A 16,318-nucleotide genomic window follows, 5' to 3' on the forward strand; every position below is an offset into this window, starting at 1 on the left:
CCCCCTATGGGAAAGAAAATATTTTTTAGTCATCAGCATGCTTACTTGTGGAGGTAATCGGCGAGCTGCTTGCGAAGAAAGTGTAACGCTCGGGTTAGGTAATTTTCAATTGTTTTTTCAGAAAGAGAAAGCTCTGCTGCAATCTGGCGATTACTAAGGCCCTGGTTCCGGCTTAACTCAAAAACCCGACGCGACTGGTGGGGCAACTGAACGGTCAATTCCTCTAGTCGGCGACTAAGTTCATTAGATAGTACCTGATTTTCGGTGGTCAGGTCTTCTGCGGGTAACGTCTGAAGGAGCTGGTTTTGGTGTTTTTGGCGAAGGGCTTCCTGGCGGTAATGCTCCGCAATTTTCAGTTTAACGCACCGGAAAAGGTAATGTTCCAGAGGACCATTAATGATTAAGGTATCCTTTCGTTCCCAAAGAGATTTAAAAATATCCTGAACAATCTCCTCTGCCTGATCTGAATTCTGAGTGTAGTAACGGGCCAGATCGTACATCTTTTTCCAATAGCGATTATAAATCTGCTCAAACTGGCAGATGTCGCTAAAGCATACGGATGGATGGATGGAGTTCGCCAAGAGGAATGAATTTTCGTCAAAGCTAGATACTATTTAGAAAGATTACAAATAGTGAGATTATTATTATAGAATCGACGGAAAGCAGGCATGGGAATGAATGGCTTACTGGGGCCATTTCGTAGATGTTCGCGTTAGGAAAACTACAAAGTTCATCCATTCAATATGCTATAACTATTGTATGAAACGGATAACGCAGATTCGTGATAAAAGCATTTATAACACTGAGCGTCGCAGACGCTTTTCTCAGGTATCTGCGACATAGTAGCCTACAAAAAGTAATAGTGATTACTCTCCCGCCCTGTCATCCAGAGCGAAGCGAAGGACCTTATTCTCGTTGCGACCTTAGGTTGGTTTTAGGGCAGCACCTCTGGAGCGATATTCCAGCATTGCCCTATTCTCCAGCAGGTCTCTTACTTCAGTCGAGAGGCCAGAAAGAAAGGTTCGTTTAAACCCCAAACCTATCATTCAGAGTGAAACCTAGAGACTTAAGGGTCTTCCCGTTCTTAATCGGTGATCGTTTTAAATAAAATGAGGGAAGGGTTGATCCTGTAACAGGATCAACCCTTCCCTCATTACTCGATACGGAGGTTAAACCTCATTCGAAAGACCCCTTTAATAGCCTTTACTGCTTACGTTCAGATCCCATTGATCGGTCCATCGGATGACAGGCTGATCGTTTTCAAAGGATATGGGTAACCATAGGTATCGACTGTCTTTTAAATCCTGCGGATTCCATCGGTCAGCCATGAATAGAAAAGCGTCGGGTTTGCCATGAATCGGTTGTACATACGTAGACTGCCCACCGAACGTTGTCTTTGCGGAAGGTCCCTGCATTGGATCGCCCACTAGTTTCCAGGGACCATAGATGGAAGAGGCTTCGTGGACGCTTGCTGCATTTGGTGCCCATCCGGTGCATCCGCTGGTGATGAGATAGTACCGATTATTTCGCTTGAAAATAGCCGGAGCTTCCCGGTGTGCACTGAACAACAGAGAATCCTGCGTAGTGGCACCCAGATAGTCGTCGGTTAGTTTTACCACTCGCAAATCATAGTTATCCTGCGAAGAATACATATGATAAGCCGAACCATCCTCATCCACGAACAGCGTCATATCCCTCGACATGTTTCCGTTGGGACGAAAACTGGATAGGAATCGGTACGGCCCCGTAGGTTTTTCACTAACGGCAACACCGGCCCGGGCGGCATCGTATCCCTTTCCAGCCAGTTCCAGGTGAAACCACATGACATACTGCTTCGTTTTAGGGTTATAGATGACCTTGGGTCTTTCCATGAGGCAACCCACGGTAATATCACTCGAAGGATCGGTAGACTGACTCAGAGCGACTCCTTCGTTTTTCCAGTGGGAAAGGTCTTTCGATGAATAGACATTTACCCCTTCTGATGCCGTTTTCCCGCGTTTTTCACCAAACCAGTAATAGGTGCCTTTGGAAAACAGCAGTCCACCGCCGTGAGCGTTGATGACTTCTCCACGATTGTCAAGCCAACGCTCGCCTGGTTTGATCACCAACTGCTTGGTTTGGGCTTGAGCCCTTCCCAGAAGGGTAAGTCCAAGCATCATCGCTAGTGCGAGTAATCTGTTGTGTACCATAGAAATTACAAGTGTTTAGGATACGAGTAAAGGTGCACGGCTTTCGTTTTGAATCCCTGCTGATCCTGTACATAGTTAACTACTACGCCAACCGTTACTTTAGTGGTGGCGGTTAGTTTGAACGTAACCCTCGGTTTATCGAATGTAGCAAACAAGACGGATGTACTGGTTGCGATGTCGGCATAGTCGGGCAAGGTGCTGGCATTAGGAGCTACGACTACGTACGATACATCTTTCGTTCCCTGCCAAACCCAGGGGGAGGGGTCAAAAGCATAGGTCCCGGCGGGTAATGTGATGGTCTGGTAAAGTTTTCCATTTTTGATAAGCGGAGAACCCCAACCTGATTCCATATCCATGGTTGGCCCATCACCATCCTTAGAAAAGCCACCTACGCCGTTATGGCTCAGGGCTCCGCTGCTGGCTACCCAATCGGCCAGCGTACCCCAGCGTCCTCCCGGATCCATGGCTGAGGTAACAAACGGATTACCTGGGTTTTTGATGTACTTGCTGGTAACTTCCACTGCTGGTCCAATTACCAGAGCATCTACATCCACAAGCACAATGGTTTTACTGGCAGTTGCACTCAGTCCGAACGGTGTAGGATTCGCCAGACCAACGGCCAGAGCCAGTATTTTACCCGAATAATTTGCCTTTTTCAACTCATTGATATTCAGCGTCAGGTAAAAAGTCTTGGAAACACTGTCCCCAGCAACCCGAATGCTCTTCGGTAAGGTGTACATGGAGGCAGGCATGAGAATCGTATTGGCATCCAGCGTTTTGTTGGTAATGAGTTGCTGGATGGTATCCGTGTCTACCTTCAAGTCAACCGAGTAGCTGGTACGGTTGATTCCCGAAAGACTGACACCGAGAATAACATTGAGTTTCTGCTGCTCCGTATTCAGGGTATAATTGAAGGTAGATGAATCCGTTCCAACCGGAACTACATAATTGATGTTGACTCCGCCGGATTGATTTACTGCCTGAGGCATGTAAATTTTTGAAATCCCATAGTCATAGAGGTTCTCTTTTTCACAGGAGCTGATCATGCCCACCAGAAATAAAAGCACCCCGAGGCGAATGAAGGATAGTAGTTTCATACGTTATTCGATGAATGGCTCCAGGCGTATTACCAGCCCGGATTTTGATTCAAGACACCACTAGATTTATTGATCTCGACTTGAGGAATGGGGTACAGATACATTTTGCTGGCATCGAATACCCGGTTTTCAACGACGATAGTATTATACGTAAAGGTTCCGCCCGTTTTACTTACCGCCACCCCTTTAACAGGGCTATTGAGAACCGAACCAGCCTGTTTCCAGCGAAGCAGATCCCAGTAACGATGATTTTCAAAGGCTAATTCCACCTGACGCTCCCGGCGAACAGCGGAACGAAAATCTGAAGTGCTGGTAACCGTTACATCAGGCATACCCACTCCTGAACGACTCCGTACCTGATTGAGAGCCTGGCGGGCCGTTAAGGTATATCCGTTGGCATTGTCCGGGCCGTAGGCTTCATTCATGGCTTCCGCGTACATGAGCAGCATGTCGGCATACCTGAAAACAGGCCAGTTGTGAACAACGGTCTGGCCTTGTACCAGATTCAGACCATCGGCCAGAAACTTCTTGAGGTAGTAGCCCGTGCGACTCGCGTTGGTTTTTCGCATATCGTCGTTTCCCCCGGCTGACTGGTCAATGGTTCGGCCATTCCAGCTACTGTTGTTCGTAACGACGGTAAGTGCCAGGCGGGGATCGCGATTGGCATACGGATTGAGAGAGTCAGGCTTGCCTTTGTATTCGTAGGCGTTCACCAGGTCCTGCGTAGGTGTAATGCCACTAGCACCCCCAGCGGTAGCAATCGGATAGTTTTTCCGCTCAAGATCGCTATTGGCGGGGTAACGAATCGCCCAGATGGTTTCTTTACTGGTTAGGGTGTTATTTCTCAGGAAATAATCCCGGTAGCTATTATCCAGACCATACTGACCCGCTCCAGCGGCAAAAACCAGCACATCATTGGCCGCTGCTGCCGCTGCTTTCCACTTGGATACGTCACCCGACGAATTGTGCAGTGGGCTAGCTGCGTACAGTAACGTACGAGCTTTGAGAGCCAGGGCCATGCCTTTGCTAACCCGTCCATCATTGTTGGTGAAAGAAGACGTTTTCCAGTTAACCTGCAAGCTGTCTTTGTAGCGATCCAGGTCATTGACAATGAATGAAACTACTTCGTCATAACTAGCTCTGGGCAGGTTCATATTATCCTGCAAACCCAGCGTACGCGTCACCAGAGGAACGCCACCGTAGCGTTTGATTAGCTCAGCGTAATACCAGGCTCTGAGCACCCGTGCTTCAGCCCGGTACCAGCCGATGTTCAGGACATCGTTCTGGTAATTGGTTTTGCCATTCACCGAAATGGTATCACGGTTGATCGCTAGGCGAGCTTTATAGTCTGCGGAGTTTTCCAGGAAAAAGTTTGCGGCTCGAATACCGGAGTAATAACTAGAATAGTAATTATCCGGATTGGATAAGGCATTCCAACTGCCATTATTAAAGAGCAAAGCAAGCGAACTTCCCGGAGAGGTTTGTACGGCCTCATCAGAAACTGGAGCAAACAAATTGTTATCGAGAATGGCAAACTCATTCCGCAAATAAGTATACGGAGCGTTGGCGTAGGAGAACAGTGTCGAATAGTTAGACGAAAGTGTCTCCTGAGTTTGGGATGTATCGATTCGGGTATCCAGAAATTCTTTCTGGCAACCGACGAGTAGCCCCAGTACCCCTATGGAGAAAAGGATAGATAAGGTTTTCATGCGTTCCTTAGAAACTTAAAGTGATGCCAGTATTGTACGTTTTCAGACCTGCGTAGCCAGAGATGGTTTCTGGGTCGATGTTATAGTGCTTGCTCAAGTAAGACCACGTAAAAGGATTTGTGGCATTGACATAGATCCGCACGTTTTCCAGATGAATTTTATGCAACAACTGGCTGGGCAGTGTATAACCAATTTCAATATTTCTTACCCGTAGGAAACTACCGTTTTTCATCCAGAAAGTTGAATTCAAATAGTTATTCATATTGGCTTTGGTTGTAAATCTGGGATAGGTAGCCGTAGCTCTGGTATCGATACCTTGATCCGGGTAATAAGCCCAGGCCTGTCCGGCAGAAGGATATACATTGGTATTGTCAACAAATGCAACGGCCTGATCTGTATTCAACAGATTTACACTCCGATGAGCTGCACCCTGTAACAAGACGGAAAAATCGAAACTCTTGTATGAAAGTCCAGCGTCGAATGCGTACGTCCATTCGGGTAAGGAAGTATACTTCATGGGTGAGACATCATTCAGATCTACTTTTCCGTTCCCGTCAGTGTCCTTATACCGTATATCACCGGGTTGTACACTACCAAAGGTTGGCTGGGCAATTCCCGATTTAAGGGTTCCATCCGCATTGAAATCAGTTACATCGTAAAATCCAACCGCTTGCAGTCCCAGCGTCGTCTGAATTCGCTGACCCGTCAGTCGGCTGAATGCATTCACTGGAGCAACTTCGCCCATTTGCTTGACCTGGTTATGGGCATACAGGGTCATGGCGTTCAAATGATACTTTACATCACCTACCTTATCTGTAAAGTTCAGGGCGAGCTCAAAGCCTTTGTTGGAAACGATTCCCAGGTTACGATAGGGTGGGTTGGCTCCAAACACACCTGGTAAGGTATAATCTACTGTCACAATACCTGTTCGCTTATTGAAGAAGCCATCTGCCGTAAGGGAAAGCTTATTCCACAACTGAAGGTCTACCCCTACGTTATAACCCGTATTACGTTCAGCACGGATCTCAGGATTGGCCGCATAGGATGGAGCAATTCCGCTATTGCCATTCAGACCATTATTACCCGTATAGTAGGTGCCGCTTCCCGTAAAGTATTGCTGGTACAGGTATCGGCCCTGATTAGACTGATCGAAGCCTGATTGGCCTGCTGATGCCCGAACCTTAAGAAAGGTAATGGCCTTATTCTGAGCCAGAAAGTCTTCTTTAGATACTACCCAGCCTAACGAAAGGGCGGGATAGAACGCCCAGCGATTTCCCGGAGCATAATTATCTGAACCACTGTATCCGGCAGATAACGCAAGTAAATACTTATCATCATACGAATACTGGAATTGACCACCCAGGTTTTGGTAATGATAGAAAATGTTATTACCGGTATTCAGTCCACTCGCATTGATATTCCAATCCAGCATGTAATCACTGAGGAAATAATTGAGATCTGCCGATAAGGCATGTTTTCCTACGGAACGCTTGTACGCGGCGTTCAGCGTTATCTGTTGCCAGTTGTACTGATTCGTGGGAGACGAGCCAATCGACGCGATATCCGTAGCCTTATCGGTTGTAGTATTCACGCCATTATTAAACCGGGCATAAGAAGCGGTCCGACCGAGGGTATTCCGCGTCCAGGTGTTGAAAGAAATGGCCTGCCCAATGGATAAACCTGGGGTAATGAAGTCCAGATTTTCCTTCAGGTTAAAGTTTGCCTGTAAGGTACGATCGTGCGTTGCAATGCGGCCCAAGGCTAACAGAGAGGCTACGGGGTTATCGGGATACAGAGACGTTCCTGACCAGTTTTGGGTATTACCATCCCTCACCTGATAAATGTTGGAAGGATACGATGCCAGATTCCGCCACAACTTCGGACCATTATAGTTGGGATATTGACGATCTTCGATACGTCCACCCAAATCAACTCTTGCTTCAAAGATCTTGAAGAATTTAAAATCAAGATTGGTTCGAAGGTTAAATCGCTGAATCTGAGCATTAGAAGTAGTCGCCGACGTAGGCACATTGTACAGACCCGTTTGTTTCATGTAGTCGAGTATGACGGCATACTTAGAAACCTGATCCCCACCGGTAAACGACAGATTGGCATTTTGGTACCGACCATACTTCTTCAACGTTTCCGCATACCAGTCTACCGAAGGGGCTGTTCCGTTCTGATAAGCCTGAAGTTGGGCATCGGTATACTTGGGTGACCACACGAACGTATTGTTATTCAAAGCATAGTTATCATTGCTTATGGCCTGATTATAAAGACGAGCGTAATCGTAGGATCCATACGGCTTGTTGATCCGCAAAGCCTGCTGCAAACCAGTAACAAGGTTGAACTGAATCTGAGGTTTGCTAATCGTTCCCCGCTTGGTCACAATCCACAGAACCCCATTTGCTCCTTTCATACCAAAGGCAGCCAGCGAAGCGGGATCTTTCAATACCGTGATGCTTTCAATTTCGCTGGGAGACAGGTACTGGAAATAAGAGGAGGTAGTAATGAATCCGTCTACGCAGATAACTAGATCAGAATTATCATAGGTACCCAGTCCGCGAATGTTAAGAGTCGCAGCATCATACCCTGGCTCGCCAGAGTTCTGGCGTACAATTAAACCCTGTAAGCGACCATAGAGGGCATTAGTCACATTAGGCACGGGAGTCTTGGCAATCGTTGTTCCAGAAATGGAAGAAGAGACTAACGGCCCTGTGGATGAGGTAAGAAATGGATTAGACTGGCTCATGCCCGGAGCAAAGAGCGGTGTTGCCTTAAGACTATCTAATTGCTGTGAGTTTGCGTTTAAACATGTACTCCCAAGCACTAATGCGAATAGCCAGGCGGTCCGTTTATTGACGTATAGGTGGTTTTTCATCTAGAGTAAATACGTTAATCAGGCCTAATACCCTGGATTTTGAACAATGATGGCTTTGTTAACCTCCGTTTGAGGGAAGGGATTCAGATACTGGCGGGGAGCCCAGAAACCCTGGTATTCGATTTTGCTTTGGTAATTGGTATTGCCCGTCATCTTGGCACCGTTTCCATTGTTGAAAGCAAAGGTTCGGATGGAGCCACCAATGATACCTGATCCGATGTTTTCGAGTTTCCAGTGTTTGATATCCTGAAGACGGTAATTTTCCGCGAAGAATTCTGCCGCCCATTCGCGTTGGATGATCTTCCGTAAAGCGGCCTGATTGGTGACCGTAACGGCAGGTAAACCGGCCCGTTGGTGAACTTTATTGAGTCGTTCCAAAGCTTTCGCGGTCTGGCCTGATTCGTTATAGGCTTCAGCCGCACTTAAATACAGGGAAGCAACCCGGAAAATAGGAAACTCAAACCAGCCTCTGGAACCAGCCTTGTAATAAAACTTGGTTGATCGGGCACAACCTGTCATTTCCCATTGGAAGGTATTCTGATTGCTCCAGGAGTTATCGCCAGGATTGTTCCAGGCATCCATTTGCCAGGGTTGAAAACAGGCTTTAAAACGGGCTTCCATCTCCTTCATTTTGCTCAGGTAGTCTGAGAAAGGTAAGGGATCGCTGCCTAGTGTTGGCCAGCTCTGGTCGGTTCCATCCTGCTTGTAATAGGCTTCCAATTGGGTAGTCATCAAGGCGTTTCCATAAGCCTGCCAGTTGTGCAGGTTGTAGAACGTATTCATTTGCCAGCTTTCGTTCGACTTGTAGGCCAGAATTACTTCTGCATTGCCGGGGGTAGAAGTAGCGGTGCCATAGTCATCCAGGGGATTACCTGTATTAAGAAGACGGAAGCCACCGTTGTTTTCAGCCTCTGCCAGGGCAGCTTCGGCAGCCTGAGCAGCGGTTGTCCAGCGTGAAGGGTCATTATTACCCAGGCAAATCAATGCGTTGTTTACGCCGAAATCCAGATAAGGCGTTCCGGTATTGAACAAAGGTCTTGCCGCGTACATTAAGGCTTTGGCTTTGATCGATAGAGCCGCCGCTTTTGTCATTCGGCCCGAAAAGGTGTCTGGCCACTTGGCGGGCAACACCGCCGCTGCCTGATCACACCAGGAGACAACGGAATCGAGTACGGCTTTGACAGAACTCCGGGGAACGGCCAGATCTTCAGCGGCCTGGAAACTTCTGGAAACTAATGGTACACCACCCCAAATGGTTAACATTTGGCCGTAGCGGTACGCCAAGAGGGCCTTCATTTCGGCTTTTACCACTGCTTTATCCGCCGCAGACATATCCCGAACCTTATCGATGTTTTCTTTGACGAGACAAGCCTGGCGAATGGTCGTATAGTTGTAATTAAAGCCATCCATATCCTGACTGCTGCCATTGGCATTCATCCCGGTGATGATGATTCCCTGTGAAATGGTCCAGCCAAAACCGTAGTTAAGACCTCCCGTCAGGTTTTCGTGAATCATGGAATTCCAGAAACCCTGATAAGGTAAGCCCTGAGAAAGGTTCTTCTGGTAGGCTTCTGCAATAGCCGACTGTGCCTTAACGGTCGTGGAAAAGACGGAGTCAACCGTGGTAGCACTTGAAATAGGTAGCTGCAGAAAGTCGTCCTGACAGGCACTAAAAAGCAAGCCAAACAGGGCTAATACGATGATATTGAGTTTCATATGCTTCTGAAATGAACTTAGAATTGGATACTTGCTCCGATATTGAAAGTGCGAGTCAACGGGTAGAGGTATCCCATGGAGTTTTTGCCCGTATCAGCCTGTTCGGGATCAATTCCATTGATGAGGTGGGAACCCCACGTAAAGAGGTTGTTGCCATTTACATACAAGCGTACCCCCTGCAAATGCGTGGCTTTCAGGAAAGAGTTATTCTGCTGGAACGTATAGCCGACTTCAAGGTTTTTCAAGCGAGTGAAATCATTTGACTTGAGCCAGAAATCACTCAACTGGTTGTTATTAGACTGACCGCCACTGAAAGAGATGGTAGGGTAATAAATGGGCTGTCCTGCGGCATATTTTTCAGGAGTCCAGCGTCCGTCATAGGCATATTGCATCACGGCACCTACGTTTTTGGCGAAAGGCGTGCTGAGGATATACCCATACTGAGGGAAAGACCCCTGTTTTGTACCAATGAACAGAGCGTTGATATCAAAACCTTTGTAGGAAAGACCTACGGAAAAGTTATACGCTACCCGTGGCAGGTTAGAATAGCCGATGGGCACCAGATCCTGATTGTTGAGGATACCATCGCCGTTAATGTCACGGAATTTGATATCTCCCAGTTTTGCCTGATTACCGCCAAACGTATTGTAGGGACGATTGCTGAGTTCTTCCTGGGTGTTGTAGAAGCCATCCGTCCGCAGCCCTTTATACTGGCCGATGGAATACCCAGTCGAGTTCATCCAGGGGTAAGGGTAGGGAGCTTCCGCCCGATAGTCAATTCGGTTACGAGCATAGGAGAAGGTTCCTCTGACAAAGTACTGAACGGCTCCTACTTTATCGTTCCATTCGCCGAAGAGTTCATAGCCGCGGTTACTAACCCGTCCTACGTTAGCCGGAGGTACGTTCCAGTCGGGCACACCATAGGTACCGGGAATCGTTCCCAGGGATACCAGAATGTTGTTCCGATTTTCCCAGAATAAGGCCGTGTTTACGGTCAGACGATCCTTCAGGAACCGGAATTCAGCAGCCAAGTTCGTTTTCCGGGCACGTTCCCAGGTAATGGCCGGATTTCCTAAGGCCGTTTCCTGAGCCCCGCTGAAGTAGGGGTTGGCACTGGACCCATCGCTTCTGCCGAAGTAATAACCCCGACCGTTGTAAGCCCAGGTGTTAGGCAGGTATAAGTAACGACGGCCACCTAACTGGTCGTTGCCTACTTCTCCGTACGAACCCCGGAATTTTACCCAGGTAACTAGATCGTTTTTAGGGAAAAACGATTCGTTGGACAAAATCCAACCGGGCGAAACGGAGGGGAAGTAACCGAATCGTCTACCTGGAGCAAACTGCTCACTACCGTTGAAGCCCATGTTAAACTCAAACAGGTAGCGTTCTTTGAAATTATACGTAACCCGTCCGACCAGACCCATCAGACCAGAAGGGGTGTTGTAACCCTGTCCGTTGGCCGTAAACCGCTGAGCGTTTCCAAGGATCAAACCCGTAACCGTATGATCTCCAAAACTGTGATTGTAATCAATCGCAGCTTCCAGATACAGTTTATTCCAGGACCCATTACCCACGTTATCCGCCGTAGATGTAGGACTGATCTGTCCACCGATGAAAATTAGATTGGCTGGATCCGATGGGTTTCGCATAGCACTGAACTGCGGAACGCTAACCGTTTTGGCAAATCCTTTCGTGTAGCTATCATCATACGCAACGGATACCCGCGAGCTCAGACCCGGCGTGATGTATCCCATCGTATGTTTCACCACGAAGTTACTGGTCAGGGTGGTGGTATACATGGTACGGGTTCCCGCCGTAAGGAGTTGAGTAAGAGGCGTATATCCTCCTCCTCCCTTACTGCCAACGGGATTGGTTGGATCGCCGGGTAATCCTACGAAGCCCGTTACCAAACGTCCGTCTACGATACCCGGACCAGAGAAGGGGCTGTTTTCCAGAATACTCTGAATGATGTTCTGATAGCGGTTTCCAAAGTCTCCAGAAGAGTTACCCGCTCCGGGTACTTTGGCAATGGAAGTCTGACCGGCCATGTTGAACGATACCTGGAAATTCTTGAAGACGTCTATATCGACATTAGACCGGAAGTTGTACCGATTGAAATAAGGGTTGGTATTCGATCCTCCGTACTTTGTGTTGTTCAGAATACCTGCCTGCTGGAAATTCCCCAGCGAGACGAAGTACTTTAACCGGTTGGTGCCGCCCGATACGTTCAGGTTATACTGTTGCTGCCGACCTACGCCGCCGAATTGCTCCTTGTAATAGTTATTGCTCGTGTAGTACAGAGCCGGACTATTCAGCAGAGCTTGTTTCTGGTCAGCCGTGAGGTTCATGGCATTTACCTCGGCGGGGGTATAATCCCGGTTATTCTGAAACTTCCAGAGTTCGTCGTTCGAGAACAGAAGCTGGTTGTAACTGTTATCACCCGAAGCCTGAGCATTTCGAACGGCTTCGTTGCGAAGCAATCCAAACTCATAAGAATTGAGCGTTTCGAATAGGGAAGAGGCTCTGGTAAAGGCCTGATTCGTTGAGAAACTAAATTGAGGACGATTGGCCCGACCACGTTTAGTAGTAACGATGATTACCCCGTTTGCCCCCCGAATCCCGAATACAGCCGTAGCAGAAGCATCCTTGAGCACACTGATGTTATCAATTTCGTTGGGATCCATGGCGTTCAGTACCGTATACGGCTGTTCGGTAGGCTGTTGAATCCCGTCGATTACGATGAGTGGATCGGAGCCGTTTAGCGTAGATATCCCCCGAATCCGAATGGTCGTGGCATTTTGTCCAGGCTCACCACTGTTCTGGATACCGCTAATACCAGCCGCCCGTCCAATCAACATGTTGGTAATGTTGGCTACTGGAGTTTGCAGCAGGGCTTTGCTATCGACAACGCTGATTTCGCCCGTCACGGTCGGAAGTTTCTGCTGACCGAAACCGACAACGACGACTTCATTCAGTGCTTTATGATCAGACTCCAGTTGAATGGTAAGATTGGTCTTGTTGCCAATGGCTACAGCCTGCGATTGAAAACCAATGTAGGAAATGACCAGAACCGGATCTTTAACGTTATCGGGTATACGTAAACTAAACCGACCGTTGCCGTCAGTTGTAGTACCCAGATTCGCCATCCCTTTTACGGAGATGGTTGCCCCGGCCAATGCGGTCCCTTTTTCGTCTTGTACCGTACCGGAGATGATAGTGACGACCTGCGAGGGTGATAGGGGCGGAGCAGGATTTTCATAGGCATGTAAAGGCAGGTGCATTGCCGAAACCTGCCGGTTTCCAGGCAATGCACCTGACAAAAGCGTTACTCCGGTAAAAAGTAGCCCTTTTAGTGGTAAACGTTTTTGAAACATAATTCTCATTGTTTCGGACCTTGATTCTTGAGTGAACGGCCTAGGGGGAATAAAAAAAATTGGAATAGTTCAAAAGTAGAGGAGTGAGGGCAGAGCAGGGGGCGTTTTTTTCGTCAAAAAGAAGGTCCGATTTAGTCAATAGTCCCTATACTGACCAAGTACCATTTCTTTTTTCTGCTGAAAGGTTTGAGAACCCTGCTTTTACCCTCAATTTTCATGATTCTGTGCATTAGGGTAATATAATCTAATTCTAAACAGGGTTGAGGCGGCGTATCTTTTACTTAATTCGCTGTCTGCTTCGATTTGAGGTTTTTGAGTATAAAAACGCAGATTTGCACCTGTAGCTTTAGGAGATTATCTAGAATTAAACGTGCCCTGATTAGATCCATATAGTGTCTTTACTATGTTTGCCCAGCGATAGCCTACCCTAGTAACGTCCTGTGCCTGGAGTAGGAAGAATGGAAGCCTATCAGTAAGACTGCACTGGCTAAATAGAAATCTGCTGATTGACGGAAATGAGGATTCAGCAACAAAGGAGACTCAACGTGATGTAGTATAGTATATTTCTAAAAGTATAAAGATGGAAAGGAAATATAGCCTAAACTTTGGAAGGCCTTATGTACAGTTGGAACTAATGAAGGGATTATTTTTTTGAAACTTAATAATGAAGCCAGCGAGCATACGGATCACTTATCTACTATCATACATTTAAAAATTATGACTCTGTCACTTGAAGTACTTAACGAAGTCATTCGTAACCGTCGCAGTATTTTTCCTCCGAGCTATACCAGCGAAGAAATTTCCATTCAGGAAATTGAAATGATTCTGGAAAATGCCAATTACGCTCCAACGCACCGATTGACCGAACCCTGGCGGTTTACTATTTTCAGAGGTAATGGACTATACAAACTAGCGGATTTTTTAGGAGAAACCTATCGTAGTCAGACGACGCCTGAAAATTTTTCGGAAGCGAAATACGAGGGTACTCGCCAGAAAGCGTTGCGTTCAGCTGCTGTGATTGCCATCAATATGGAGTTACATCCCGAAAAAGTACCGGAATGGGAAGAACTGGCTGCCGTAGCTTGTGCCGTTCAAAACATGTGGCTGACCGCTTCGGCCATGAGAATTGGTTCATACTGGAGCACACCCGGAAATCTGGATAAGCTCGGGGCCTTTTTAGAACTCAAGCCTAATGAAAAGTGCGTAGGACTGTTTTATATGGGACGATTTGATGGAATCACGAAACCTGCCGTTCGAAAACCCATTATTGATAAACTGACCTGGATTGAAGATTAACAATTTTCTGAGCGGTTGTTTTTTATGGTAGACCTGCTCAGTAAATGTATTAACCTGCAAGAAAGGCTCTAAAGTTTACAGTCGTCGGATCTTCATGCGACTTATGAAACCTTTACCGATAGAATCTGGCAGCAGCTGTTAGTGTCTAACTTCCCAAAAGTTTTAAATTTTTGGGAAGTTAGATAAAGGTACGTAAGCCCTTCGTTTTGCTTGGGCTAGTAGATTCCACAAAAGTATCAGGGCCTCCATTGATCGTTGCCAGTCAGAATACGTTCAGGTGTATACGTCTTTGCTTCTTCAGCCGTCAGCGTTTTTGCCCATTTAACGCGGTTCGTTACTTCCGTGCCCCGACTTTCATACTCGGCGTATAAAACGGTTTTCTCATTTTCCGCATTCTCCCAATTGTTCCAACCTTCGGGTACGATGTGTGCACCCATTTGCGTGCGAATGAAAACCGTCTTTGCCCAGGGTCTCCAGGGGCGGCCCAGATACACTTTTTTCGCCGCTGGATCGGAGATTAATTCGCAGTCCAGAAATACAAATCCATAGGTTTGATAAGCTGGCGTCGCAGCGGCGGTGATGTATGAATCTGAGAGGCTTTTAATACGGCAGGTTTGAAAAACGGCAATTGATTTACCAAAAATGAAGTCAGTAGTGCCTTCGATGTAGCAATTCTGGTAATACTGTCGACTGCCTTCACGAGCCGCGTACAGCGTATCCTGATTACCCAATAAAATACAATTTCTGCAAACAAAGCGGTCGCCTTCGACGTGTAAGGCAACCGCCTGACCGACGCGTCCGGCAGTATTTCGAATCGTCAGGTTCTCCAGAATAATGTCGGGAGCGTCCACAAGAACAGTGTAAGAAGTATACGTGCTGAACTTAGCGTTGCCCGTTGCGTCTTTACCCTTTGGATAATCTTTTCCCGAAAAATCATCGCCCGTAATAATCACTCCTTCTCTACTTTCTCCCTTGATGTGAATAGTAGGTTTCCAGGATGGAATGACCAGCTTTTCTGCGTAAATGCCGTTTTTCACCAGCAAAGTGACCCGTACCTGCATATGATCTCGGAAGGAGTTCACGCCTTCCTGAATCGTTTTGAAATCGCCGCTGCCGTCCTGAGCTATGGTGTAGGTGATGGCCTGGATGGGACTTTTTTGCTGAGCCGCCAGACTCAGCGTTACCAGCATGAAATAACCAAAGAGCAAAATTCTTTTCATCGTAAGTAGTAGGGAACGGATAAATCCGCTCGCCGGATTTAAGTGAGTCGATTCTGTTTTTCGGGTTTGTATAAGTGCTCTTTCCTAGATCTGATACCCAACACGAAGGTGACCAATGCTTCTGAATGCTTCGAGCCCTCAGATGGGTAACGGAAAGGTAACCCAAGGAAAGGGCACATCAATGCACAGTATTTGGTTGTTCAGTAACAGGAAGACCTGTTTTTCCACTACGAACCTTACTCCCAGCAAATATTAGTCTGATTGATTTTCAGAGGCAACCGAAGAAATGGCTCAGGACTTTAGGGCTATTGTCTCGCCTTGGACTTATAGGTAATTGAATAATATAAGGTATCATGTATAGTCTTAAAAATTTTAAACAGGTCTTTAGTAAGTTGTCTGACAAGGTTTCAATAAAAAGGAAGAGAGTAGGTAGGCTTTCGTACGGATGCAAACACCGTTGGAGGCGTTCGTTTACACCCCGATCTGTCATCCAGAGCGTAGCGAAGGACCTTATGATCTTTTGGGGCTGCTTCCCCGGATTTCATCCGGGGCTACTCGTGTTTAACCCCTTCGGGGTTATTTGTCATAATACGATTTGAACAACAACCCCAGCGGGATTTAATATAGGTAGTCCCGGTCTGGATGGACCCGGATGAAATCCGGGGACACTGGGGGAGGGATATCGAAATACAAATTAAGGTAGAGACGCGACTTTATCGCGTCTTGCTGGGGAATGGGAGTATATGGAATGTAGCCTTTATTGCCTCTTACCCCAGACGCGATAAAGTCGCGTCTCTACTAAAAGAAGATGTTACTTTAAAACGCTCTTCGTTCAA

9 protein-coding genes are annotated in these 16,318 nt (G+C 47.1%); 1 reads left to right on the plus strand and 8 read right to left on the minus strand.

Annotated features, from left to right (window positions below; all coding sequences use genetic code 11):
- Nucleotides 1–41: 41 nt before the first annotated feature.
- From QE357_RS24140 to QE357_RS24170, 7 genes are all read right to left on the minus strand, one after another.
- Nucleotides 42–581 (minus strand): RNA polymerase sigma-70 factor, encoded by a 540-nt coding sequence (locus QE357_RS24140; RefSeq protein WP_307144211.1) that lies wholly within the window; start codon nucleotides 579–581, stop codon nucleotides 42–44.
- 612 nt (nucleotides 582–1,193) lie between these two features.
- Entirely contained in the window at nucleotides 1,194–2,189 is a 996-nt protein-coding gene (locus tag QE357_RS24145) for a glycoside hydrolase family 43 protein (protein WP_309713632.1), read from the minus strand.
- A 5-nt stretch (nucleotides 2,190–2,194) separates the two neighbouring features.
- Entirely contained in the window at nucleotides 2,195–3,286 is a 1,092-nt protein-coding gene (locus QE357_RS24150) for a DUF5013 domain-containing protein (protein ID WP_106636047.1), read from the minus strand.
- A 29-nt stretch (nucleotides 3,287–3,315) separates the two neighbouring features.
- Entirely contained in the window at nucleotides 3,316–4,995 is a 1,680-nt protein-coding gene (locus tag QE357_RS24155; protein ID WP_309713636.1) for a RagB/SusD family nutrient uptake outer membrane protein, read from the minus strand.
- 7 nt (nucleotides 4,996–5,002) lie between these two features.
- Nucleotides 5,003–7,876 carry a SusC/RagA family TonB-linked outer membrane protein gene (locus tag QE357_RS24160; protein WP_309713639.1) on the minus strand — a complete coding sequence of 958 codons (2,874 nt, stop codon included), beginning with the start codon at nucleotides 7,874–7,876 and terminating at the stop codon, nucleotides 5,003–5,005.
- Nucleotides 7,877–7,900: 24 nt separating this feature from the next.
- Complete coding sequence (locus QE357_RS24165) at nucleotides 7,901–9,592, minus strand: RagB/SusD family nutrient uptake outer membrane protein (RefSeq protein ID WP_106636044.1); 1,692 nt, start codon at nucleotides 9,590–9,592, stop codon at nucleotides 7,901–7,903.
- Nucleotides 9,593–9,609: 17 nt separating this feature from the next.
- Nucleotides 9,610–12,966 (minus strand): TonB-dependent receptor, encoded by a 3,357-nt coding sequence (locus tag QE357_RS24170; protein WP_309713642.1) that lies wholly within the window; start codon nucleotides 12,964–12,966, stop codon nucleotides 9,610–9,612.
- 717 nt (nucleotides 12,967–13,683) lie between these two features.
- On the opposite strand from QE357_RS24170, the gene QE357_RS24175 reads away from it, so the two are divergent.
- Nucleotides 13,684–14,262, plus strand: a complete 579-nt coding sequence (locus QE357_RS24175; RefSeq protein ID WP_309713645.1) for a nitroreductase — start codon at nucleotides 13,684–13,686, stop codon at nucleotides 14,260–14,262.
- Nucleotides 14,263–14,498: 236 nt separating this feature from the next.
- On the opposite strand, the gene QE357_RS24180 is transcribed toward QE357_RS24175, so the two are convergent.
- Entirely contained in the window at nucleotides 14,499–15,482 is a 984-nt protein-coding gene (locus tag QE357_RS24180) for a pectinesterase family protein (protein WP_309713648.1), read from the minus strand.
- Nucleotides 15,483–16,318: the final 836 nt, after the last annotated feature.

This window comes from Siphonobacter sp. SORGH_AS_0500, assembly GCF_031453245.1.
Taxonomy (GTDB): domain Bacteria; phylum Bacteroidota; class Bacteroidia; order Cytophagales; family Spirosomataceae; genus Siphonobacter.

Coding starts and splice junctions, on each gene's coding strand:
- QE357_RS24145 (WP_309713632.1), bottom strand. CDS start 2,189: ATGGTACACAACAGATTACTCGCACTAGCGATGATGCTTGGACTTACC.
- QE357_RS24150 (WP_106636047.1), bottom strand. CDS start 3,286: ATGAAACTACTATCCTTCATTCGCCTCGGGGTGCTTTTATTTCTGGTG.
- QE357_RS24155 (WP_309713636.1), bottom strand. CDS start 4,995: ATGAAAACCTTATCTATCCTTTTCTCCATAGGGGTACTGGGGCTACTC.
- QE357_RS24160 (WP_309713639.1), bottom strand. CDS start 7,876: ATGAAAAACCACCTATACGTCAATAAACGGACCGCCTGGCTATTCGCA.
- QE357_RS24165 (WP_106636044.1), bottom strand. CDS start 9,592: ATGAAACTCAATATCATCGTATTAGCCCTGTTTGGCTTGCTTTTTAGT.
- QE357_RS24170 (WP_309713642.1), bottom strand. CDS start 12,966: ATGTTTCAAAAACGTTTACCACTAAAAGGGCTACTTTTTACCGGAGTA.
- QE357_RS24175 (WP_309713645.1), top strand. CDS start 13,684: ATGACTCTGTCACTTGAAGTACTTAACGAAGTCATTCGTAACCGTCGC.
- QE357_RS24180 (WP_309713648.1), bottom strand. CDS start 15,482: ATGAAAAGAATTTTGCTCTTTGGTTATTTCATGCTGGTAACGCTGAGT.